We start from the raw sequence: 23,520 nt of genomic DNA, 5'->3' as shown, positions 1-23,520 counted from the left end.
AACACCTGTTCCCATCCCGAACACAGAAGTAAAGTCCTCCAGCGTCGATGGTACTTGGCGGGTAGCTGCCTGGGAGAGTAGAACGTTGCCGGTTTGTATTTTAAATTTAGAAATGAGTGCGTTCCAAGGTAGCTCAATGGTGGAGCACTCGGCTGTTAACCGATAGGCTGAGGGTTCGAATCCCTCCCTTGGAGCCAAAAATGACGCGGAGTGGAGCAGTGGCAGCTCGTTGGGCTCATAACCCAAAGGTCGCAGGTTCGAATCCTGCCTCCGCAACCACAACTTTTCAACGGAGTTGAAAATGTTGCCCGACGTGGCATTTGTTTACAAATGCAGGAGGGAATGTAAATTAAAAAATATTGTATTAAGACGAAATACAGTTAGGTGTTGTTCTCGCGAAGCGAAACATCACTATCGACAGCTTATAAACCAAGAGGTTTGAGTACAAAAGAACACCATTTAAGCATGGCCCCTTGGTCAAGCGGTCAAGACACCGCCCTTTCACGGCGGTAACAGGGGTTCGATTCCCCTAGGGGTCACCATAATACGGTCCAGTAGTTCAGTTGGTTAGAACGCTAGCCTGTCACGCTAGAGGTCGAGGGTTCGAGTCCCTTCTGGATCGCCATTTTTTGCCGGCGTAGCTCAATTGGTAGAGCAACTGACTTGTAATCAGTAGGTCGCGGGTTCGAGTCCCATCGCCGGCTCCATACGATTTTTAGCGAAGCTAAAATATCGCCTGACGTAGTGTTTGCTTGCAAGCACAGGAAGGATAAGTAAATATTTTCTGTTTAGAAATCATAGCGAAAATATTGGGCGAGGTAGCATTTGGTTTTTAAATGCGCGAGCCTGTGTAACTGTGTTTCATAATTTGGAGGGGTTCCCGAGTGGCCAAAGGGGGCGGACTGTAAATCCGTTAGCTGAGCTTTCGAAGGTTCGAATCCTTCTCCCTCCACCAATATTTGCGGGAGTGGCTCAGTGGTAGAGCATCGCCTTGCCAAGGCGAGGGTCGCGAGTTCGAATCTCGTCTTCCGCTCCAATATGCGTTCGTAGCTCAACTGGATAGAGCATCGCCCTTCTAAGGCGAGGGTTTGGGGTTCGAGTCCCTACGGACGCACCAAATTAAATAATTATGGAGAGGTACCGAAGTGGTCATAACGGGGCGGTCTTGAAAACCGTTAGGGTGCGAGCCCACGTGGGTTCGAATCCCACCCTCTCCGCCATAAACCCTATTTGGTAGGGGCGTATAGCTCAGCTGGTTAGAGCGCACGCCTGATAAGCGTGAGGTCGGTGGTTCGAGTCCACTTATGCCCACCATGCCCAGATAGCTCAGTCGGTAGAGCAGGGGACTGAAAATCCCCGTGTCGGTGGTTCGATTCCGCCTCTGGGCACCAAAAAAAAACTCAATTTTCGAATTGAGTTTTTTTGTTTTTTGATGAAGTTTGGATATGTATATATGATAGAATGAATGAGGGGGTAAAACATATGAACTCAGAGATTGAAAAACTTAGGCAAGAGTTAGATAAAATTGATAATTTGATTATTTCCCAATTAAATGAACGTTTTAAAACGACGCATCAAATTGGAAAAATCAAAAAAAAATATGATCTTGAAATACAGCAGTCTTCACGCGAAACAGAAATTATAAATCGAATTCGTGACAAATGCAAAAATTCTCAATTTGAAGACGCCATTGTTAGGGTATATAGATATATAATGTCAATTAGTAAAGATGAGCAATCTAAATTGTAAACCATTACAATTTTATTAAGATTAGATAAGGTGTATACAAAAGAGAATTGCAAAAGAGTATACTGGATAGTGACATTTTATAAAAATTGGGGTGTATCATGGAAATTATTGAAGTCATAATTACGTTTATAAAATCATTTGTTTCAGAAGTAAAGGTAACTTATATTATTGATATTGTAATCATTGCTTTTGTTCTATATAAATTATTGAGTCTTATTAAAGAGACACGAGCAGAACAGCTTGTAAAGGGATTCATTATCATTCTTATAATTGCCAAAGTCAGTGAATGGGCGAAGCTTTATGCCGTAAATTTTATTTTGCAAAGTACTTTTACAATTGGACTGATAGCGCTTGTTATTATATTTCAGCCTGAACTTAGAAAAGCACTTGAACATTTAGGTCGAAGTCAATGGTTCCTTACATCGGCTAAAAAAACTGTTAACGATGAACAAGTCCGAATCGTAAATGAAATTGCCGATGCAGCAGGTGTCATGTCGCGGAAGAAAATTGGTGCATTAATAGTTGTTGAGCGAATGATTGGGATAAATGATATCGTTGAAACAGGTACAGTTACAGATGCTAAAGTTTCAGCTGATCTATTGATGAATATTTTTTATCCTAAATCACCCTTGCATGATGGAGCGGTTGTTATAAAGAACAATCGAATTATGGCGGCAGGGTGCTTATTGCCACTTTCTACCAATAAATATATTAGCAAAGAGTTAGGGACTAGACATCGTGCGGCTATGGGAATGACCGAGACATCCGATGCTGTAATTGTCATTGTATCAGAAGAAACCGGTGCCATTTCAATGGCGGTTGAAGGCAAGCTACAACGCTTTTTAGACCCATCAACCTTAAAAGAGCTTATGGTTAATGCTTTGACTCAAGAAAAAGAAAGCAATGGAGGTGAGAAAAATGCCAAAAAGAAATAAAGGCTATTTTGACACTCTTCTTCATTCAATTCGAAGCTTTTTTATTTGGATTTGGGAAAAACCCTTAGAACTTATGAAAATTCGATGGACACAAAATACGGGGAAAAAGATTCTTTCTATAATATTGGCATTTTTGTTTTGGCTTTTTGTAATTGATCAAGTTGATCCTGAAATTACAAAAGTAATTGAAAATGTTCCTGTCCAACTTATTAACATACAAGAATTAGATCAAAACAATTTAAAAATCATGAACCAATATGATTATTTTGTAAATGTTGAAGTCATTGGTAGGCGGAACAGTGTCTTGGGCATGAGTGCTAGTGGGATTAGTCTTTGGGCAGATATGCGTACTGTAAGAGCTGGGAATAATAGTATATACATCAATCGAACCATTAATGCAGAAGATGTATCCATAAAATCCGTGTTTCCAAACGATCTATCGATTAACACTGAACGGATTGTTTCAATCCCTAAACCGATAAAGATTGAGATAACAGATCAATTTGCGGATACTTTTTATCAGGAACGTCTTGAAACCAGTCCATCAGATATAAAAGTTACTGGCCCTGAAAGTTTTGTAGCTTCTGTTGCGTATTTAGGCGCATCGATTGGCGTTGGAAATTTGGAGGCAGATTTGTCGCGTGAAGTTGTTGTAACCCCTTATGACGAAGATGGCAATCTTGTGACTGGTGTGAATTTAGAGTCAAGTTATGCAAATGTGTTTCTCAAACTAGGCCAACTCAAAGAAGTGCCTATAGAAGTTGATGTTACGGGTGAACCTAGTGAAGGCTATGAAATTGTATCCATCAGAACAATACCAGAAACGATATCGGTAAGTGGACACGTGGACACTATTAAAAGTTTGGTGGAAGTAAATGCGGATTCAGTTATTCTTTCAGGTGATGAGACAGAAACACTGATTATTGAAAAAGATCTTGTTTTTCCGAATGATATTTTACCACAAAGTCATATTGGACCAATTCAAGTTGAAGTGATAATTGAAGAAATTCAAACAAAAGAATTTACCTTTGATACAAAAGAAATGCCTGTTATTGTAGGTTTGAATTTTGATTATTCTTATGAAATTCTGGAGGCGGATGCACCGATAATTGTCCGTGTTGAAGACATAAAATCAATTATTGAATCTTTAGAAAAAGACGATTTGCAATTAGATCTTAATTTGAGTAATGTGGATAAAGTTGGAATATATCGATTGAAAATCAATTTAACATCACAAAAGCAGATAAAAAAATATGTGATTGAACCTGCGAATATTGAAGTTGAAATAACTGAAAAAGAATCCAAGGATTGAACAGGAGCGGGTTTAGATGAGGAAAGATATTCAGAAAATTTTAGATTCGACACATGATGCGATGATTGTTGTAGATTTAAAGGGCATTATAACAATTTTTAATAAATCTGCTGAAAAACTAACTGGAATAAACCGTGAAAACGCAATTGGACATCAAGTTGAAACGGTTGTAGAGAACACAAGACTGCCAATCGTTTTAAAAACTGGAATTGCTGAATTGAATCAAAAACAACCTTTGAATCGAACAACTATTATTACAAGTAGAATGCCTGTTTTTGATGATGATGGTAAAATAATGGGTGCTCTAGCTGTTTTTAGAGATATTTCAGAAATCATAGAATTGGCTGAAAGAATCACGGATTTAAATCAAATTAGAGAAACGCTTGAAGCGACATTTAATGCGACACAAGATGCCATTTCTGTAGTGGATGCTAGTGGCAAAGGATTGCTTATTAATCCAGCGTATACAAGAATGACAGGCTACACCGAGGCAGATATTATTGGAAAAGATTGTACCTATGATCTCGCTGAAGGTGAAAGTGTTCATATGGAAGTTTTAAAAACAGGCCTTCCGATTAAAGGTAAGAAATTAAAAGTTGGATTTAATCGGAAAGAAGTTATTGCAGAGGCTGCACCTATATATGATAAAGGAATTTTAAAAGGCTCAGTGGCCATTATTCATGACCTGACAGAGATTAATGAGATTTATAAGCAGTTGGATCAAGCCAAGCAGATCATTCGGAATCTTGAGGCCAAATACACATTTGATGACATAATTGGTAAAAGCGAGATTTTAAATAATGCCATAGAAAAAGCTAAAATAGCGGCTGAAACGCCTGCGACTGTTATTATTCGTGGAGAAAGTGGAACGGGAAAAGAGTTGTTTGCACATGCAATACACAATGCTTCCAGTCGCAAATTTGCTCAATTTGTTAGGGTAAATTGTGCTGCGATAAATGAAAATCTTTTAGAAAGCGAACTTTTTGGTTATGAAGAAGGGGCCTTTACAGGCGCTTCTAAAGGCGGGAAAGTAGGCCTATTTGAAAAGGCAAATGGGGGCACAATTTTTCTAGATGAAATTGGTGAACTTAGCTTAAATACACAAGCAAAATTACTTAGAGTTCTTCAAGAAAAAGAAATTTTAAGGGTGGGTGGTAATAAACCTGTTTCCATAGATGTTCGTATTATATCAGCTACAAATGTAAATCTTGAAAGTGCCATAGAACAGAAACGGTTTAGACAAGATCTTTATTATCGGCTAAATGTGGTGCCAATTAATATTCCCGCTTTAAGAGAACATAAGACAGATATACCAGATCTGGTCAAACACTTGATTGTTAAGTACAATCAAGAATACGGGCGCAGTGTTTCAAAAATTTCACAAAATGCTTTAGAAACTGTTATGGCTTATGATTGGCCAGGAAATGTAAGAGAACTTGAAAATTTTGTAGGACGTGCTATGATTAATATTCGCATGAATGAAGAAATTGTTGAAACCCATCATCTGCCCAATATACTGTCTTTAAATGCAGAAAAAAATCAGTCAGTTTCTGATGTACAACCTATGGCTACAAACATGGAATTGGCAGATGCATTAAATTTATTTGAGAGAAAACATATATTAAAAGTTTTGGAACTTAGTAATGGCAATCGCGAAATTGCCGCAAGGAAATTAGACATATCGTTAAGAGCCCTGTATTATAAATTGAAAAAATTAGACATCAACTCGTAAGTGCAACAAACTGCACTTTTTCAAAAATACATGCAAATTACTGCATGTATTTTTTTGCATTCTGTGACAGATGGACCTATAAAATGGGCGTTATCAAGGGGCTCTAATTTGGCATAGTACTTGCTTAATTAATATGAGGAATCAAATGGAGGTGGCAATTATGATATTGGTAATCAACCCTGGATCGACATCTACAAAATTGGCAGTTTTTAAGGGGACAGAAAAAATAGTTCAGGAAAATATTGACCATAATGTTGAAGCATTAAGTCGATTTGAGAAAATTACAGATCAGTACGCTTATCGAATGGAGGCAATCATGGGGTGGCTTAAGGCAAACCACATTAAACCAGCTGATTTGATTGCTGTTGTAGGAAGAGGCGGTTTGTTAAGATCTATGCCAAGTGGTACTTATTTGGTGACAGAAAAAATGCTTGATGATTTAAGAATTGGCATTCAAGGTGAACACGCATCTAACTTGGGTGGCATTATTGCCCATGCAATTGCAACAGACCAAGGGATTAAAGCGTATATAGTAGACCCGGTTGCAGTAGATGAGTTTGAGCCTGTTGCAAGGATTTCAGGGATGCCGGAGATTGAAAGACGATCTTTGGTTCATGCACTGAACATACGTGCAATTGCGCATAGTTATGCTGAAGATGTTGGCAAAAAAATAGATGATTTAAACTTGATTGTAGCACATCTAGGTGGTGGTATTTCTATAGCCCCCATGAAAAAAGGTAAAATTATTGATGTGAACAATGCAAATGAAATGGGCCCGTTTTCACCTGAAAGAACAGGGAGTCTACCCGTAGGCGATTTGGTTAAAATGTGTTTTTCTGGAAACTATACCTTTTCCGAAATGAAAAAGAAAATGCGTGGCACTGGAGGTCTTACTGGATATCTAGGAACGAATGATGCGAGAGCTGTTATTGAACGCATTGAGCAGGGTGATCAAAAAGCAAAATTGGTCTTTGAAGCAATGGGTTATCAGATTGCTAAAGAGATAGGGGCTATGGCAACCGTTTTATCCGGTGAAATTGATGCAATTGTTATGACAGGTGGCGTTGCATATTCAGACTATTTGATGGCATTTATTGAAGATCATGTTTCGTTTATTGCACCATTTATTGTAAAGCCTGGTGAAGATGAGATGAAAGCATTAAATCTAGGGACGCTTAGAGTGTTAAACGGAGAGGATCGCTTGAAAATTTATGAAGAAGAGGTGGGCATAGATGGTTAAAAATTTTGATGAACTCATTGCACGTGCAGTGGAAAAAGGACCAAAGAAAGTTGCTGTTGCGTGTGCTCAGGATGATGATGTTTTAAAGGCGCTTAAAGGTGCTTATGACCTAGGTATTATCAAGGGTATTTTAATTGGAGATGTGGCTCAAATCGAGAAAATAGCGTCTGATATTGGCTTGGACTTGTCTGAATTTCAACTGCTTCATGTTATGGATATGGCAGAAGCATCATTGAAAGCTGTTTCTATGGTTTCTTCTGGTGAAGCGGATTTGGTAATGAAGGGGTTGGTTGATACATCAATTATATTAAAGGCCGTCCTTAACCGTGAAGTTGGACTTAGAACGGGAAATGTCTTAAGTCATGTTGCGGTTTTTGATGTTGCAACCTATCATAAAATTTTAACGGTAACAGATGCTGCCATGAACATAGCACCTGACTTGAACGCCAAAAAGCAAATTATTGAAAATGCCTTAGCGGTGACAAAAGCTTTGGAAATTGAGTTGCCAAATGTAGGTGTCATTGCTGCAAAGGAGAAAGTTACAGAGTCTATGATTGCTACAGTTCATGCAGGAGAACTGGTTAAGATGAACGCAGAAGGTCAGATACAAGGCTGTAAAGTTGGTGGACCATTTGCACTAGATAATGCTGTTTCAAAAGAGGCGGCTGAAATCAAAGGTATAAAAGATCCGATGGCGGGTGACGTAGATATTTTACTTTGCCCATCCATTGAAGCTGGAAATGTACTCTATAAAGCTTTAAACTTCCTTGCAAATGCGCAATCAGCAGGGATAATAGTAGGGGCAAAGGCACCAATCATTCTAACATCAAGAGCCGATTCGGATGCATCAAAATTAAATTCAATTGCTTTAGGTGTTTTAATGTCAGAATATAAGTAGGAGGGCGAGTTATGGACGTTTTTAGAATCCTGGCCATTAACCCAGGGTCGACTTCCACAAAAATTGCAGTTTATGACAATGAAAGGGAAGTTTTTGAAACAACATTAAGGCATTCCAATGAAGAAATTGCCAAGTATGAAAAGGTTGCAGATCAATTTGAGTTTAGAAAGCAAGTTATACTGGCTATTTTGGAAGAAAATGAGATTAACTTAACGAAACTTAACGCTGTGGTGGGCAGAGGTGGCTTGCTTAAGCCAATTAAGGGTGGCACGTATTCGGTTAACGAAAAAATGATTGAAGACATAAAAGCTGCTCAAATGGGAGAACATGCTTCTAATTTAGGCGCTTTGATTGCGCAGGAGATTGCATCTCAGCTAAATATTCCGGCATATATTGTAGATCCTGTCGTTGTAGATGAAATGAGTGAAATAGCTCGAATTTCAGGGATGCCAGATATTTCCAGAGTATCTATTTTCCATGCCTTGAACCAAAAGGCAGTTGCGAGACGTTATGCGAGTGAACACAATAGAAACTATCGCGATCTAAACTTAATTGTAGCCCATCTTGGTGGCGGCATTTCAGTAGGTGCACATGAAAAAGGAAATGTCGTGGATGTGAACAATGCCTTAGATGGTGAAGGCCCATTTTCACCTGAAAGGTCAGGCGGATTACCAATTGGTGATTTGGCTAAAATGTGTTATTCAGGCAAATACACACATGCAGAAATTAAAAAGAAAATCACCGGTAAAGGTGGACTTGTAGCTTATCTTGGAACCAATGATGGCCGTGATGTTGAAGCCATGATCCAAAAGGGTGATGAAAAGGCAAAACTTGTTTTTGAGGCGATGGCCTACCAAGTTGCAAAGGAAATTGGAAGTTGTGCTGCCGTACTAAAAGGTCATGTAGACGCCATTGTTTTGACAGGTGGTTTGGCTTATGGTCAGATGTTGGTTGATTGGATTAAATCAAGAGTAGCTTTTATTGGAGATGTTGTTGTTTACGCAGGTGAAGATGAAATGAGTGCGCTTGCTTTGGGCGGTCTTCGCGTTTTGAGAAAAGAAGAAGCCCCTCAAATTTATAGTTAAGGGATTAGGTGAAGACATGAAATTGGATGATAAGAGAATTCGAATAATAATCGGTCATTATGGCAGTGGGAAAACTGAATTCGCTGTAAATTATGCGAGAATGCTAAAGAAAGAAGCCGAACAAGTTGCCGTTTGTGATTTGGATATTGTAAATCCATATTTTAGGTCTCGTGAAAAAGCTGAAATTCTTCAAGCTGAAGGGATTACAGTCATATCAGGTGCGTTTGGACACAATACGAATTTAGATTTGCCAATGCTCTCCCCAAGCATATTGGCGCCGCTACAAAATGAAAACGCGCAAGTGATACTTGATGTTGGCGGTGATGCCGTTGGTGCAAGAGTTTTAGCGAGATATAAGGAATATTTTACAGAAGGTGAATATGATATGTTCTGTGTGGTTAATGCTTACAGAGAACAAACTCAGGATCTTATGGGTGTTGTTTCACATATTCGCAAAATTGAAGACACAGTTGGCGTTAAAGTTACAGGTTTAATTAACAATACGCATCTTTTAAGAGATACAACTGTAGAAGACGTTATGAAAGGTCAACAATTGGTAGTGGAAGTTTCAAAAAAATTGAATATTCCCATCAAGTATGTCAGCACTTTGGAAAAGGTTACCCACCAATTACCAGAAGACATTGAAGGGAAAATTCTGCCGATTGCAATGCTCATGCGTGAGGATTGGATGTAGGGCTTTCACTCGAAAAATAAATGTAAAACATGGGAGGTATGAAAAGTGGCTAAAGGAAAAGTGACTTTTAATCAGGACACTTGCAAAGGCTGTGGTCTTTGTACAACAGTATGTCCGGTCAACATTGTTAAAATGGATACAAGTAAGATTAACGCAAAAGGGTTTCATCCATCGACTGTATTTGAAATGGATAAGTGCATTGGCTGTGCCAACTGCGCAACAATTTGTCCAGATTATGTAATTACTGTTGAAAGATTCTAGGGAGGGTTATAATGGCTAAAGTATTAATGAAAGGTAATGAGGCGATTGGCGCTGCTGCAATTAAAGCGGGCTGCAAGTACTTTTTCGGATATCCGATTACGCCTCAAAATGAGTTGCCGGAGTATATGTCAAGAGAACTGCCAAAAAATGATGGCGTATTTTTACAAGCTGAAAGTGAAGTTTCTGCCATTAATATGGTGTATGGCGCAGCAGGTGCTGGTGCAAGAGTTATGACGTCATCATCATCACCAGGAATTGCCTTGAAACAAGAAGGCATCACTTATATTGCAGGTGCTGAACTTCCGTGTGTTATTGTAAATATTGTTAGAGGTGGTCCAGGGCTTGGCGGTATTCAACCGGCACAATCTGACTACAACCAAGTGACACGTGGTGGTGGAAATGGCGATTATAAATTGCTTGTATTTGCACCAGCAAACCTACAGGAAATGGTTGATTTGATGCAGGATGCTTTTGATGCTGCGGATTATTACCGAAACCCTGTTATGATGGTGGGTGACGGCATGATTGGTCAAATGATGGAACCAATCGAATTCAAGTCGCCTAGTAAACGTTATGAATTGAAAGATAAGCCTTGGGCAACTACAGGAACAAAAGGGCAAAGAAAACCAAATATCATCAATTCGCTTGCACTTGATCCAGCTGAACTTGAAAAGCATAATGAAAGATTGCAGGTAAAATATAACGAAATGAAAGAAAAAGAAGTGCGTTATGAAGTGTATAATATGGAAAACGCAGAAATTGTTTTAGTTGCTTATGGAACAACATCGAGAATTGTTAAAAACGCAATTAATGAACTCAAAGAACAAAATATAAATGTTGGATTGATTCGACCAATTACATTGTGGCCGTTCCCAGAAAAAGCTTTTGATGAAATTCCTACAACATGTAAATCATTGATGTCTGTAGAAATGTCTATGGGTCAAATGGTGGATGATGTGAAAATTGCTTCAAATGGCAGATGGCCTGTTCATTTTTACGGCCGATCGGGCGGTATGGTACCAACTCCGGAAGGTGTCATTGAAAAAGTTAAAGAATTGGTTGGAGGTGCAAAATAATGGCAATTGTTTTTCAAAAAACTAAAGGGTTAACAGATAAGCAAACCCACTACTGCCCAGGTTGTACACATGGTATAATCCATAGACTTGTTGCAGAAGTGCTTGAAGAATTAGACGTTTTAGGTGAGTCTATAGGTGTTGCACCAGTAGGGTGTTCTGTATTGGCATATGACTATTTTAACTGTGATATGCATGAAGCTTCTCATGGTAGAGCGCCTGCCGTTGCAACGGGTATTAAAAGAGTGCACCCAGATAAAGTTGTCTTTACGTACCAGGGCGATGGTGACCTCGCATCCATTGGTACTGCAGAAATTGTTCATGTTGCCCATAGAGGTGAAAAAATCACAACAATCTTCGTTAATAATGCGATTTATGGTATGACTGGTGGCCAAATGGCGCCAACAACATTAATTGGACAACGTGCGACAACAGCACCACTTGGAAGAACAGTTGAACATTCTGGTATGCCTTTAAGAGTTTCTGAAATGTTGGCAACAATTGATGGCGCAGCTTTTGTTGAGCGGGTATCAGTGGATACACCTGCAAATATTAGAAAAGCAAAAAAAGCAATTAAAGAAGCGTTCCAATGCCAACTTGAGGGTAAGGGATTCTCTATTGTTGAAGTATTGTCAACGTGTCCAACCAACTGGGGAATGACACCAATTGATGCGATTAAATGGCTTCAAGATAACATGATTCCATACTATCCGATTGGAAACTTTAGAAGACCAGGGGAGGTAAAGTAAATGTTAAATGAAAGAATTATCTGTGCTGGATTTGGTGGTCAAGGTGTTATGCTTATGGGGCAATTGATTTCATATGCAGGCATGTTGGAAGATAAAGAAGTTTCTTGGTTGCCATCGTATGGCCCTGAGATGCGCGGTGGAACAGCAAATTGTAGTGTGATGGTTTCATCAAAACCAATTGGTTCACCAGTTATTGCAAATGATGCAACAGCCGCAATTATCATGAATTTACCTTCTCTAGATAAATTTGAAGTTGAAGTTTTGCCGGAAGGCAATCTTTTAATTAACAGTTCTTTGATTGAAAGAAAAACAAAAAGAACAGACCTTCATGTTTATTACATTCCTGCAAATGACCTTGCAGTAGAGTTGGGCAATGCAAAAGTTGCAAACATGATTATGTTGGGTGCCTATTTAGAACTTACTAAAATTGTATCTGTTGAATCTGTTATGGCAGCTTTGAAGAAAACATTTGGTGAATCGAAGGCACATTTGTTGAAAATAAATGAAGAAGCTCTAAAGAAGGGTGCTGAAGCAGTCACTCAATAAGTGTTAGTATTTGAAGACCTAAAGAGATATCAATTCTCTTTGGGTCTTTATTTTGTGCCTATAGTATGAGATAATAAATTGATAATCAATTGGAGTGTAAAAATGAAAGAGTTGTTTCAAGCTTTTTCTTTGATTTTTGTCGCTGAGATGGGGGATAAAACGCAGATTATGGCGATGGCTTTTGCGACAAAATATAAGGTTAAAAGCATATTGTTGGGCGTAATGGTGGGGTCGCTTTTAAATCATGGACTGGCCATCGCTTTAGGGGTGTTGTTAAATAAGGTAATTCCATTGGATGCCTTGCAATTGGTTGCAGGCGTTCTTTTTGTCGCGTTTGGTTTAATGTCTCTTAGTATTGCGGAAGAATCTGAGGACAACAAAGCAATTAGGACATGGGGACCTGTAATAACTGTTGCAATGGCTTTTTTTCTTGGTGAGTTGGGAGATAAAACGCAATTAACTGCCTTAACGCTTGCGACACAGAGTGTGTACCCAGTTTTAGTTTTAATGGGAACAGTTCTTGGTATGGTGGTGGTAAGTTCTTTTGGAATATTTATAGGGTCTAGATTGGGAGACCGTGTGCCAGAACACGTGATAAAAATTTTTGCTTTTGTAATTTTTATGGTTTTTGGTCTGGTAAAGATCTATGCATCTATGTATGTACAGAGTATGGGAAATGTTTTTATGTGGCTTCTTTCTGTAGTGATTATTGCCCTAATTCTTTTTAGGGTGGTTATTTTTAGAAGGCAACTGAGAGAAGTTTCTCTATCTGCACTAAAGCAGAAGGCAAATGCACTTAAAGCATTTAGAGGTCTACTTAAAGATGAAGTTCATAAATTGTGTAAAACGTGTTCTGTATGCGCAGAATCCGAGTGCTTGATTGCTTATATGGAAGAATTGCTTTCAGGTAAGTTTAATCCTGATAAACTCGAAAGCACATATTTGGACAAATTTGAAGTTGCAGAATTTGATAAAGATAAAGCAAGACAAATTAAAAGCCTGTTGGATGTCCACTTCGAACAGTATCCAGAGGATCAAAATGAAAAAGTTTTAGTGGGTATTTATACTGTAATTGAACGGATACTGACCCGTGAAAGTCATTCTTTTTTTAAAGTTGTCAATAAAAGTTAAGGAGCATAAATATGTCTAGAATGTTTGGAACAGATGGTGTTAGAGGGATTGCTAATAAAGAACTTACGATAGAATTGGCAATGGCTTTAGGAAAATATGGTGCACATATCATTACAAAAGGGAAAACGAGGGCAAAAATTATAGTAGGGAAAGATACGCGTATCTCTGGAGACGTGTTAGAAAATGCTTTAGTTGCTGGAATTTTATCGACTGGATGTGATGTTATTGATCTAGGTGTAATCCCGACACCGGCAGTTGCTAAATTGGTACGCCAATTGGAAGCAGATGCAGGTGTTATGATTTCCGCATCACACAACCCAATGCCATTTAACGGCATAAAATTTTTTGACGCTAAAGGATTGAAATTATCAGATGCTTTAGAAGATGAAATTGAAGATGCAATTCTATCAAAACGTATGATTGACCTACCTGTTGGCGGAAGTTTGGGTAGGGTACTCCCGTATGAACAAGGCACACATGCCTATATTGAGTCAATTGTAAACAGCATCGGTGACATAAAATTTGAAGGTATGAAAATTGCATTGGATTGTGCTAATGGAGCCGCGTATGATGTTGCACCGTTGGCATTTAATCGCTTAGATGCTAAAGTGTATTCAATTCATCATGAGCCAGACGGGTTAAATATCAATGAAAATTGTGGGTCAACACATCTTGGCGACTTAATAAAGTTTGTAAAAACTGTTGACGCAGATGTCGGCTTGGCTTTTGATGGAGATGCAGATCGATTGTTAGCCATTGATGAAAAAGGCAACTTAGTGGATGGAGATAAAATTATGGCAATCTGTGGATTGCATATGAAAGAAAGAGGCGCATTAAAAGCAGATACGATTGTAACAACAGTTATGACAAATTTGGGATTTGATCTCGCAATTGAAGAAAATAGTATGAAGACAATTAAGACTCAGGTTGGAGACAGATATGTCCTTGAACATATGCTTAAAAATGGTTATGTTTTGGGTGGTGAGCAGTCTGGACATATAATTTTTCTCGATTATAATACAACTGGTGATGGTCTTTTGACAGCAGTACAGCTTCTAAAAGTAATGAAGGAATCGGGGAAACCACTTTCCGAATTGTCAAAAATAATGACGGTTTATCCTCAAGTCTTAAAAAATGCAAAAGTAAGTAATGCGAAAAAGCATCGGTTTATGGAAAACAATAAAATTGCAGATAAAATAAAATCCGTGGAAGCGGATTTCCACGGAAAAGGACGCGTTTTAATTAGGCCTTCTGGAACAGAGCCATTGGTACGGGTCATGATTGAAGGTTCTGATCAGACTGTATTGAACCAGGTTGCTGGAGAACTTGTGACGCTTATTGAGAAAGAGTTGAATGACTAATCCAATTGGATATCTCCTGTGCACACTCTTCGTAGTTCGTAACAGTAAAGGTTGCAATATGGTCATGTGCAGAAATACTCTTTTGATAGATTGGATCATAGTGGTGAATTAAGAGTTTTTCTGCCAATTCAGCATAGAATTCCCCGTGAAACAAGGTCCTAATTTCAGTGTAAAGAGATGTACCAATATAGGGTTTAATTCTTAAAAGTGCGTTTTCAAAAGAGGATTTAAAATCAGGTGTATTGACATAATCTTTTACAAGTCCTTCGATTCTAAAAGCGACAGAGGCTTCCAGTTTTATATAGGAGCCTCTTTGTAATTTATCAAATATTGCGTTTGGCACATAAACTTTTCCGATGCGTTTGCTTTCAGATTCTATAAAGCAATACGCATGTTTGAGACTTTTTAATTGATGATATATGGCATTTTCAAAGAGCTGAGTCTGTTGTCCACCTTCAGTACCGATTGCCCCTAGGTGAGAGCCCTTGTGATTCGCCGCTTTTTCTAAATCCAGAACAGGTTGGCCTAGTTTTTGGAGCGCTTCTAAAATGTGTGTTTTACCGACGCCTGTATAACCATTTAACACTATAAAATTCGGAATTTTATCAGGGGTGTTTAGCGTTTCTAAAACTTCTGTACGGTAGTTTTTATAACCCCCTTCAAGCCAATGAACGGGTACATCAATCCCTAAAAGAAGCATGGCTATGGACCTACTACGGTAGCCCCCTCTTGCACAATAAAAAACAATTTTATGATTGGGCAGTTCTTCTGTGATTGAATTAATTGTATCCAAAAAAGTTTGAATTTTGCCGCTGCCGTGCTTTAGACCGACTCTTTTAGCCTCATCAACAGAAGCATTTTTATAGATCCAGCCAACTTCATGTCGTTCTAAATCGTTTAGAATAGGCAGATTAATTGCACCACAAATATGACCTTTTTTAAATTCGCTTTCACTACGGACATCTATAAAAACAGTTTTTTCGTCGCAGGATTCAAATGGAATTGCTTTATACATAGGTTTCGTCCTTTCATATCTTAACTTCATTGACATCATACCATAGATTGAAAAGTCAAACCAGTTGTTCAAATATAAAAAAATGGGTATAACAAGACAGAGGTGTTCTTATGAGATTGGTAAATATTATGGATGTAGAAGCAGGTAGTATCATCGCAAAACCTGTGTATGATTCAAAGTTGTCATTATTGATTAATTCAGGTGCTACGTTAACGCCTGGGCTTTTGGCAAAGCTAAAACAGGTAGATATCCGACATTTATACATTGAAGATGAAATTTCTAAGGGGATTGTACTTGAACCGATGATTTCTGACGAAATTAAGCTTCAGACAATTGTCTATATGAAACAGCTATACGATTCACAATTGGAAATAAATGCGCATTTAGAACACCAAGAGATGCGAGAGGGGCATATTCGTGAACTTAAAAAATTAGTTGATGACATTATTGCTGAAATTTATTCAAAAAGTCATCAGAAGTATTATTCTACTGAATTTATGGGTGCTGAAATGTACCATTACAATCATGCTGTAGAGGTTATGATTTTATCCCTACTCATTGGTACTAAAATGGGTTTAGATCGGGAAAGGCTATCCACATGGCTTTATGGGTGATAATATTCCACTTTTAGTTAGAATTGTAACTGTATGCGACATTTTTGGAGCCATTGTATCAGACCGAAATTATAACAACCGTATCTCCGTTGATACAGCTTTAGAAATTTTGAGATCGGCAACACCAACAAAGTTAGACACGGATGTATTCCACACATTAATGCAGGTCGTAGATATTTATCCGCCAGGCACAATTGTAGCCTTAAGTAACGAAAAAATTGGTATTGTTATGATGAATAATCCCAATTCACCTACACGCCCAGTTGTAAGGCTCGTAGATGAATCTATTCAAAATGATGAAGATAAAATTATTGATTTGATGCGTGATTTGACAATTTTTATTAAGAAAGCATTGCCGAAGTTGCCTGAATAGGGAGGGGAAAATGAAGCAGTATGTTCTGGCTTTAGATCAAGGCACAACAAGTTCAAGAGCGATTTTGTTTAATCATAATGGCGAAATCGTAAAAACGGCACAAAAAGAATTTACACAGCACTATCCCAAATCCGGTTGGGTTGAACATGATCCTATGGAAATTTGGGGAACCCAGTCGGGTGTTGCACGTGAAGTAATAGAAAGCGCAGGTGTATCTGTAGCTGAAATTGCCGCATTGGGGATTACAAATCAGCGAGAGACAACTGTGGTTTGGGATCGATTAACGGGAAAACCCATTTATAATGCAATTGTATGGCAGTGCAGAAGAACAGCAGATATTTGTGATCGCTTGATTGCGGATGGACATTCAGAATATATTCAGGATGCGACAGGTTTGGTTGTAGATGCTTATTTTTCCGCGACAAAGGTAAAATGGATTTTGGATCATGTAACAGGCTCTAGAGAACGGGCAAGGCATGGAGAACTCTTGTTTGGGACAATCGATACATGGTTAATTTGGAATTTAACTCGGGGAAAAATCCATGTAACGGATTTCAGTAATGCCTCTCGGACCATGATGTTTAACATTGATACTTTAGAATGGGATCATAAAATTCTTGAACTATTGGATATTCCGATTCAAATGCTTCCAGAAGTTAAATCTTCTTCAGAAATTTATGGGTTTACCGATGAACAAACATTTGGGGGGTCAAAAATACCAATTTCAGGATGCGCTGGCGATCAGCAGGCAGCACTTTTTGGACAAATGTGTTTTGATGAAGGTGCTGCAAAAAACACATATGGGACTGGTTGTTTTTTGTTGATGAACACAGGACATCACAGAGTCCCTTCTCGAAATGGGTTGCTTACAACAATTGCTTGGCAATTGAATGGACAAGTATCATATGCTCTGGAAGGATCAATTTTTATTGCCGGTGCAGCTGTTCAGTGGCTAAGAGATGAAATGATGTTGATTGGAAAAGCCTCTGAAAGCGCTTATTATGCTGAAAAAGTTCAGGATACCAATGGCGTTTATTTTGTTCCTGCTTTTGCTGGTTTGGGGGCACCTTATTGGGACATGTACGCAAGAGGGGCTATTGTTGGATTGACGCGTGGCAGCAATCGCAATCACATTATTAGGGCGACATTAGAAGCAATTGCCTATCAAACAAGAGATGTTATTGAAGCTATGGAAGAAGATTCAAACCTTAAATTGAGGTCTCTCAGAACGGATGGCGGTGCTACTGCGAATGATTTTTTAATGCAGTTTCAAGCAGATTTGTTAGGTGTTGATGTCATCCGACCTGCAGTGACTGAAAGTACAGCCCTCGGAGCAGCATATTTGGCTGGCCTTGCCACTGGGTTTTGGACGAGCCTAGAAGACATAAAAGAAAATACAGGTACAGATGATCGGTTTTCACCGATGATAGAGGACGAAACGCGTCAGGCATTGTATAAGGGGTGGAAACGCGCGGTAAAACGTGCAATGAAGTGGGAATTTGAATAAAAAAATTATATATGCCACACATATTGTCATATAAATTTCATTTGTATAGGGCTGTATGTGTGGTATAATTTCGTAAGAGGGGGGTGGCCAAGTGAAAACGTCTAACTGAATATAAGCGCCAGAACTGAGTAATCAGTTGACGAGGGTGGGGTTAATCGAAAATTCGGCGGGTGCCCCACGGTGTAACCAACACCGTAAAATACTCTACAAACCCAGAAAGTGATTTCTGGAACAAAGTGAGTAGGTTGGTTCAAGACTATAAGTGCGTCTACCGACACCTAAGATAGGGTGTTTTTTAATTTTTTGATGGAGGAAAAATTCATGTGTGGCATTGTAGGATATATTGGTAAAAATAAAGCGGTTCCTTATTTGATAGAAGGGCTTTCAAAATTGGAGTATAGAGGCTATGATTCAGCAGGTATTGCAGTAAATATAGGTGGTGAAGTCAAGGTTTATAAAACTAAAGGACGGTTAAAAAATCTTGAAAACATCATAGATATGGATATGGATACAGTTTTGGGGATAGGACATACAAGATGGGCAACTCATGGTGCACCATCTGACTTAAATGCACATCCGCATACAAATTTAAATGATACCATTGCAGTGATTCACAATGGCATTATTGAAAATTATATGGAAATTAAAGAATGGCTGATGCATGATAAAAAGATTGCATTTAAATCAGAAACTGATACAGAAGTTATTGCGCATTTAATTGATTATTATTATGAAGGTGATTTGCTTCGAGCGGTTCGAAAAGCAGTTGATCGAATGGAAGGCGCGTATGCGATTGGTGTTATTGCAAAGGATGAGCCGGAACGACTTGTCGCGGTAAGAAAAGACAGCCCTTTGATTGTAGGTTTGGGTGAAAATGAAAATTTTATTGCATCAGATATTCCAGCCCTATTAAAATACACAAGAGAAATATTATTAATAGAAAATGATGAGTTTGTAGATTTGACTAAAGATTCTGTTACAATCTATAATTCCCTTGGTCAAGTTCAAGAAAGAGACATCTATAAAGTGACTTGGGACATTGATGCTGCTGAGAAAGAAGGGTTTGAACATTTTACTTTAAAAGAGATTTTTGAACAACCTAAAGGCGTAAAAGAAACACTTTTTAGGCGGCTAAATGGTACTGGAAAATTAGCGATGGAAGGGATTCGGTTAACTGCAGAAGAGCTTTCGAATATTAACAAAATTTATATTGTAGCCTGTGGAACTGCATACCACGCGGGATTAATAGGAAGACGTGCAATAGAAGCGTTTGCGAAAATTCCTGTGGAGTGTGATGTTGCTTCAGAGTTTCGATATAGGGACCCATTTATTGATGATCGTACCCTCTTTATAGCGGTCTCTCAATCAGGTGAAACCTTGGATACTTTACAATCTTTGCGAGAAGCTAAGCGAAAAGGTGCGCGTGTTATGAGTATTGTAAATGTTGTTGGGAGTTCTGTTGCTCGGGAATCTGATGATCTGTTTTATACTTGGGCAGGTCCAGAAATTGGTGTTGCTTCAACAAAGGCATTTACAACTCAATTGATTGCTTTTTATTTGGTGGCCATACATTTTGGACATCTGAATGGGGCACTTTCTGATATGGACTACACTGAACTTATTGATGAACTGAAAACCATGCCTGAAAAATTTGAACAGGTTCTTTCAAAAAGTGAAGAAATTCAAAAATTGGCTGCCCGACAATTTAACAACGAAAAAGTATTCTTTATGGGACGTGGCGTTGATTCTGACTTGGCATTAGAAGGGTCGCTTAAACTTAAAGAAATTTCATACATTAATTCATTTGCAATTCCCGCAGGCGAATTGAAACATGGTACAATAGCATTGATTGAAGATGAAACATTTGTTGTTTCGTTGGCAACTCAGGATCGCTTGTATGAAAAAATGCTTTCCAATATCAAGGAAGTAAAAGCAAGGGGCGCCCATGTCTTTGCAGTTGCCAAAGAAGGGCATGGACAGATTGAAAAAGTTTCCGATGAAGTATTTTATATTCCACGAACGTCTGATGCTTTTGCACCATTACTTGCGATTGTTCCACTTCAATTATTTGCCTATTATGTATCGACATTGAGAGGCAATGATGTGGATAAACCGAGAAATCTTGCCAAATCTGTCACAGTAGAATAGGAGGCATTATGCTAATAAAGATAATTTTGACGGCAATCTTATTAATTGGTGTCATAAACCCAAGCTTGTCCATACGCTTATTTGAGTTTTGGAAGCTTGGTAGAGGTGAAGTTACCGAGAAAACATTGAAAGCAACTAGAATCATGTCCGTACTTGCTATTGTAATTGTATGGTGGATGCTTTAATAGGCTTGTTAAAACCCTGCATTGGATAAAAATGCAGGGTTTTTTTGGCTTTTTATATATTAACATTTCGTAACAATAGATTCCGTTAACTTTAGTTTTTATTTATATGCCAAAACAATTCACATGTGAAAGTGTGTTGACGTATATAATTACGTCTTGATAATAGGTTAACAATAAACCTGTATCAAAGACTTAGAGAGATTTTGAAGAGATACAAAATACATTTAGGTACCCTTAATATTGTTGCAAAGGCATAAAACAGAATTTTTATAAAAAGGTGAACAAATGGGAATGGGTAAATGTTTCTATTCCGTAACAACTCTGTCAACCCCTATTATTTGTGAAAATGATATTCCAATTTGATCAAAAATGTTATATATTAGTAATGGATATTAAATCCATGTTACAAAAAATTGAACAAAAGAACACAAACACCTTGATTTATTTGTTAACGTAGTGTAATATATTAAATAATTCGTGGTGTATAAATTTTTTTAGATATAGACCTTTCGAGGTTTATATAGATGGGTTTCATTTATGGAATCGACATTTTAAGAAGGAGGATTATCAAGAATGAAGAAATCATTAATTTTGTTTCTTTGCTTAGTAATGGTAACTACCGCGTTTTTGGCAGGATGTAGTTCTACAGACGAGCCAGAGGTAGCAGAGACACAACCAGCAGGCGAAGAAACGACAGAAGCAGCTACAGAAGCACCTGATACAAGTAATGAGCCAAGTGGCACATTAATCGTGGGTATTACAGAAGCATCAGGTAACTTCAACCCTCTTTACTACTCTTCATCATATGATGGATACGTAGTGGATATGGTCTTTGAAGGACTTATCGCGTTGAACTTTGACGGTGAATATGAAGGCGTAATTGCTAAAGACTGGGAATATTCAGAAGATGGCAAATCCATTACATTTAACATGAGAGATGATGTTGTTTTCTCTGATGGACAGCCACTTACAGCACACGACGTTGTGTTTACTTACCTTGTACTTGCAGACCCATCATACACTGGCCGCTACGGCTCAGCTGTAAAGGACATGGTTGGTTATGAAGCGTTTTATGCAGGTGAAACAGATACGTTTGAAGGTGTCGTTGCACTTGACGATTACACAGTGCAATTTAACTTTACAGAAGCACTTCGTACAAACTTCTCAAACACAGGCTACTCAATTTTGCCTAAGCACTATTATGGGGCTGACTATGCTGTAGGAAATACTGCAGGCGTAGAAGCAATTACAACAGAAGCAATGGGATCAGGTCCTTACATGATCGCTCAATTTAGAGATAAGGAACTTGTTTACCTTGAAAGAAATCCACTTTACTCAGGTGAAGGCTACATGATTAAGGAAATCATCCTTAAGTTTGTTGACATGACAACTGATATTGTTGAACTTACAAGTGGTAGCGTTGACCTTCTTGCTGGCGTTATTGAGCCTACTAAAATTGCTGAAGCAAGAAATGGTGGCTTCTCAATTAACAGCTATAACAGAAGTGGTTACGGTTACATTAAGACAAACAATGAGTGGGGCCCAACTTCAGAGAAAGCTGTAAGACAGGCACTTTACTATTCATTTAACGTTAAAGAATTTGTAAACAGCTACTATTATGACAAAGATACAGATCAAGTTTTAGCAAGTGTTCAGTACCACCCATTTTCACAAGTATCTTGGGCGATTACAGATGAACTTCTTGATAGCATGATAGAGTATGATTTTGATCTTGAAAAAGCAAAATCAATTCTTGATGAAGCTGGCTGGACAATTAATGCAGACGGTTACAGAGAGAAAGACGGTCAGGTAATGGAGCTTAACATTGCAGCAATGCCAGATCATGATATTCTTGCAACATTGATCCCTATGTGGGAAAGAGACTGGGGACAAGGCCTTGGCGTGAAACTTAATATTTCATACCTTGAGTTTAACACAATTCTTGACTATGTTATCTACAACTCAGATGCAAACGTTGAGAACTGGAGTTTATTCTTCCTTGCAACTTCAATCACAACACCAGACCCACATTCACTTTATACAACTTTCCACTCTGATTACATTGGAAGTGGTAATGACAACACAAGCCGTTACTCAAATCCAACAGTGGATGCGCTCTTAGACGAAGCAAAAGCAATTATGGATATTGAAGAAGCGAAGCCAAAGTATGCTGAAATCGCTAAAATCTTGAATGAAGATGCAGCTATGATGCCAGTATATGCAAACACTTACTTCGACCTTTACAATCCTAAGTTGGTTGACTTTAAGACAAGCTCACTTTATGACTGGGTATCTGCTCTTAAAGATGCTAAAATAGTAGAATAATTGCAGCAATAGTGCATTGAAATGATGAGATAAAGGCAGTCTTTTTATAGGACTGCCTTTTTTAGGCAAAAATATTTTTTGAGGGGTGAAGGAATGTTAAAGTACATAGCGAGAAGGCTTTTGCACTTGATCCCAGTCATATTGATTATTACCATCATCTTATTTGGATTGTTGGAAATCATGCCTGGAGATCCAGTAAATGCGTACCTGGGGGTAGGCTCGAATGCAACAGTAGAGCAGCAGCAACAAATTAGAGAACAACTTGGATTGGATGATCCGTTCCACATCCGATATATCAAATGGCTTGGCAGAACATTGACAGGTGATTTTGGAAATTCATACAAATATAGAGAACCCGTTGTAGACGTTATAGGCACTTTTATATGGAATTCATTTTATTTAAATATAGTAGCAATGGTTTTAGCGTTTGCCATAGCGATTCCAGTGGGCATCAAGTCAGCTGTGAAAAAATATGGTCTATTTGACAATTTCTGGACGGTGTTTTCCTTAACCGGCGTCTCCATGCCGTCGTTCTTCTTTGCCTTATTATTGATCTTTTTCATAGCCATACCAGTAACCTGGCTGCC

General features: G+C 38.4%; 22 protein-coding genes, 11 tRNA genes and 1 rRNA gene. 33 read left to right on the top strand and 1 reads right to left on the bottom strand.

Annotated features, from left to right (window positions below; genetic code table 11):
• The 26 genes from rrf to glmM form a co-directional block, all read left to right on the top strand.
• Positions 1-94 (top strand): 5S ribosomal RNA (rrf, locus tag JOC49_RS11850); the annotation flags it as partial.
• A gap of 28 nt (positions 95-122) precedes the next feature.
• A tRNA-Asn gene (locus JOC49_RS11845) sits at positions 123-197 on the top strand.
• A gap of 7 nt (positions 198-204) precedes the next feature.
• Positions 205-279, top strand: a tRNA-Met gene (locus JOC49_RS11840).
• A 188-nt stretch (positions 280-467) separates the two neighbouring features.
• Positions 468-542: transfer RNA gene (locus JOC49_RS11835), tRNA-Glu, on the top strand.
• A 6-nt stretch (positions 543-548) separates the two neighbouring features.
• A tRNA-Asp gene (locus tag JOC49_RS11830) sits at positions 549-625 on the top strand.
• A gap of 6 nt (positions 626-631) precedes the next feature.
• Positions 632-707: transfer RNA gene (locus JOC49_RS11825), tRNA-Thr, on the top strand.
• A 163-nt stretch (positions 708-870) separates the two neighbouring features.
• Positions 871-955: transfer RNA gene (locus JOC49_RS11820), tRNA-Tyr, on the top strand.
• 6 nt (positions 956-961) lie between these two features.
• Positions 962-1,036 (top strand) — tRNA-Gly (locus JOC49_RS11815).
• A gap of 4 nt (positions 1,037-1,040) precedes the next feature.
• Positions 1,041-1,117 (top strand) — tRNA-Arg (locus tag JOC49_RS11810).
• 14 nt (positions 1,118-1,131) lie between these two features.
• Positions 1,132-1,220: transfer RNA gene (locus JOC49_RS11805), tRNA-Ser, on the top strand.
• Positions 1,221-1,237: 17 nt separating this feature from the next.
• A tRNA-Ile gene (locus JOC49_RS11800) sits at positions 1,238-1,314 on the top strand.
• A gap of 1 nt (position 1,315) precedes the next feature.
• Positions 1,316-1,391: transfer RNA gene (locus JOC49_RS11795), tRNA-Phe, on the top strand.
• A gap of 91 nt (positions 1,392-1,482) precedes the next feature.
• Complete coding sequence (locus JOC49_RS11790) at positions 1,483-1,749, top strand: chorismate mutase (RefSeq protein WP_204665245.1); 267 nt, start codon at positions 1,483-1,485, stop codon at positions 1,747-1,749.
• Between the two features lie 98 nt (positions 1,750-1,847).
• Positions 1,848-2,684, top strand: coding sequence for a diadenylate cyclase CdaA (gene cdaA / locus JOC49_RS11785; RefSeq protein ID WP_204665244.1), 837 nt, complete (start codon positions 1,848-1,850; stop codon positions 2,682-2,684).
• Positions 2,668-3,996 (top strand): CdaR family protein, encoded by a 1,329-nt coding sequence (locus JOC49_RS11780; RefSeq protein WP_204665243.1) that lies wholly within the window; start codon positions 2,668-2,670, stop codon positions 3,994-3,996. The genes cdaA and JOC49_RS11780 overlap by 17 nt, the downstream gene beginning before the upstream one ends.
• A gap of 16 nt (positions 3,997-4,012) precedes the next feature.
• A complete protein-coding gene (locus JOC49_RS11775) occupies positions 4,013-5,728 on the top strand; it encodes a sigma-54 interaction domain-containing protein (RefSeq protein WP_204665242.1) in 1,716 nt (571 codons plus the stop codon).
• Positions 5,729-5,888: 160 nt separating this feature from the next.
• Positions 5,889-6,968, top strand: a complete 1,080-nt coding sequence (gene buk / locus JOC49_RS11770) for a butyrate kinase (protein ID WP_243423707.1) — start codon at positions 5,889-5,891, stop codon at positions 6,966-6,968.
• A complete protein-coding gene (locus JOC49_RS11765) occupies positions 6,961-7,866 on the top strand; it encodes a phosphate butyryltransferase (RefSeq protein ID WP_204665240.1) in 906 nt (301 codons plus the stop codon). Before buk (JOC49_RS11770) ends, JOC49_RS11765 begins: the two co-directional genes overlap by 8 nt.
• An 11-nt stretch (positions 7,867-7,877) precedes the next feature.
• Complete coding sequence (gene buk, locus JOC49_RS11760) at positions 7,878-8,951, top strand: butyrate kinase (protein ID WP_204665239.1); 1,074 nt, start codon at positions 7,878-7,880, stop codon at positions 8,949-8,951.
• 16 nt (positions 8,952-8,967) lie between these two features.
• Entirely contained in the window at positions 8,968-9,645 is a 678-nt protein-coding gene (locus JOC49_RS11755) for a nucleotide-binding protein (protein ID WP_204665238.1), read from the top strand.
• Positions 9,646-9,690: 45 nt separating this feature from the next.
• Entirely contained in the window at positions 9,691-9,906 is a 216-nt protein-coding gene (locus tag JOC49_RS11750; RefSeq protein ID WP_204665237.1) for a 4Fe-4S dicluster domain-containing protein, read from the top strand.
• An 8-nt stretch (positions 9,907-9,914) separates the two neighbouring features.
• Positions 9,915-10,982: a 3-methyl-2-oxobutanoate dehydrogenase subunit VorB gene (locus JOC49_RS11745; RefSeq protein WP_341534683.1), complete on the top strand. Its 1,068-nt coding sequence runs from the start codon at positions 9,915-9,917 to the stop codon at positions 10,980-10,982.
• Positions 10,982-11,728: a thiamine pyrophosphate-dependent enzyme gene (locus tag JOC49_RS11740; RefSeq protein ID WP_204665235.1), complete on the top strand. Its 747-nt coding sequence runs from the start codon at positions 10,982-10,984 to the stop codon at positions 11,726-11,728. Before JOC49_RS11745 ends, JOC49_RS11740 begins: the two co-directional genes overlap by 1 nt.
• Positions 11,729-12,274, top strand: coding sequence for a 2-oxoacid:acceptor oxidoreductase family protein (locus JOC49_RS11735; RefSeq protein ID WP_204665234.1), 546 nt, complete (start codon positions 11,729-11,731; stop codon positions 12,272-12,274).
• A 102-nt stretch (positions 12,275-12,376) separates the two neighbouring features.
• Positions 12,377-13,405, top strand: coding sequence for a TMEM165/GDT1 family protein (locus JOC49_RS11730; protein ID WP_204665233.1), 1,029 nt, complete (start codon positions 12,377-12,379; stop codon positions 13,403-13,405).
• A gap of 11 nt (positions 13,406-13,416) precedes the next feature.
• Positions 13,417-14,766 (top strand): phosphoglucosamine mutase, encoded by a 1,350-nt coding sequence (gene glmM / locus JOC49_RS11725; protein WP_204665232.1) that lies wholly within the window; start codon positions 13,417-13,419, stop codon positions 14,764-14,766.
• Here the strand turns inward: glmM and mnmH are convergent.
• Complete coding sequence (gene mnmH, locus JOC49_RS11720; protein ID WP_204665231.1) at positions 14,741-15,781, bottom strand: tRNA 2-selenouridine(34) synthase MnmH; 1,041 nt, start codon at positions 15,779-15,781, stop codon at positions 14,741-14,743. The genes glmM and mnmH overlap by 26 nt on opposite strands.
• Before the next feature lie 110 nt (positions 15,782-15,891).
• On the opposite strand from mnmH, the gene JOC49_RS11715 reads away from it, so the two are divergent.
• From JOC49_RS11715 to JOC49_RS11685, 7 genes are all read left to right on the top strand, one after another.
• Entirely contained in the window at positions 15,892-16,395 is a 504-nt protein-coding gene (locus JOC49_RS11715) for an HD-GYP domain-containing protein (RefSeq protein ID WP_204665230.1), read from the top strand.
• Complete coding sequence (locus JOC49_RS11710; protein WP_204665229.1) at positions 16,388-16,768, top strand: HD-GYP domain-containing protein; 381 nt, start codon at positions 16,388-16,390, stop codon at positions 16,766-16,768. The genes JOC49_RS11715 and JOC49_RS11710 overlap by 8 nt, the downstream gene beginning before the upstream one ends.
• A 10-nt stretch (positions 16,769-16,778) precedes the next feature.
• Entirely contained in the window at positions 16,779-18,275 is a 1,497-nt protein-coding gene (gene glpK, locus JOC49_RS11705; RefSeq protein WP_204665228.1) for a glycerol kinase GlpK, read from the top strand.
• A gap of 321 nt (positions 18,276-18,596) precedes the next feature.
• Positions 18,597-20,423 (top strand): glutamine--fructose-6-phosphate transaminase (isomerizing), encoded by a 1,827-nt coding sequence (gene glmS / locus JOC49_RS11700; protein WP_204665227.1) that lies wholly within the window; start codon positions 18,597-18,599, stop codon positions 20,421-20,423.
• An 8-nt stretch (positions 20,424-20,431) separates the two neighbouring features.
• Positions 20,432-20,608, top strand: a complete 177-nt coding sequence (locus tag JOC49_RS11695) for a histidine kinase (RefSeq protein WP_204665226.1) — start codon at positions 20,432-20,434, stop codon at positions 20,606-20,608.
• Positions 20,609-21,181: 573 nt separating this feature from the next.
• Positions 21,182-22,933: an ABC transporter substrate-binding protein gene (locus JOC49_RS11690; protein WP_204665225.1), complete on the top strand. Its 1,752-nt coding sequence runs from the start codon at positions 21,182-21,184 to the stop codon at positions 22,931-22,933.
• 93 nt (positions 22,934-23,026) lie between these two features.
• On the top strand, positions 23,027-23,520 hold a 494-nt coding region (locus tag JOC49_RS11685; protein WP_204665224.1), incomplete at its 3' end, for an ABC transporter permease.

It is taken from the genome of Fusibacter tunisiensis (genome assembly GCF_016908355.1).
In the GTDB taxonomy this organism is placed as follows: domain Bacteria; phylum Bacillota; class Clostridia; order Peptostreptococcales; family Acidaminobacteraceae; genus Fusibacter_D; species Fusibacter_D tunisiensis.
This window is presented reverse-complemented; position numbering and strand designations above follow the sequence as displayed.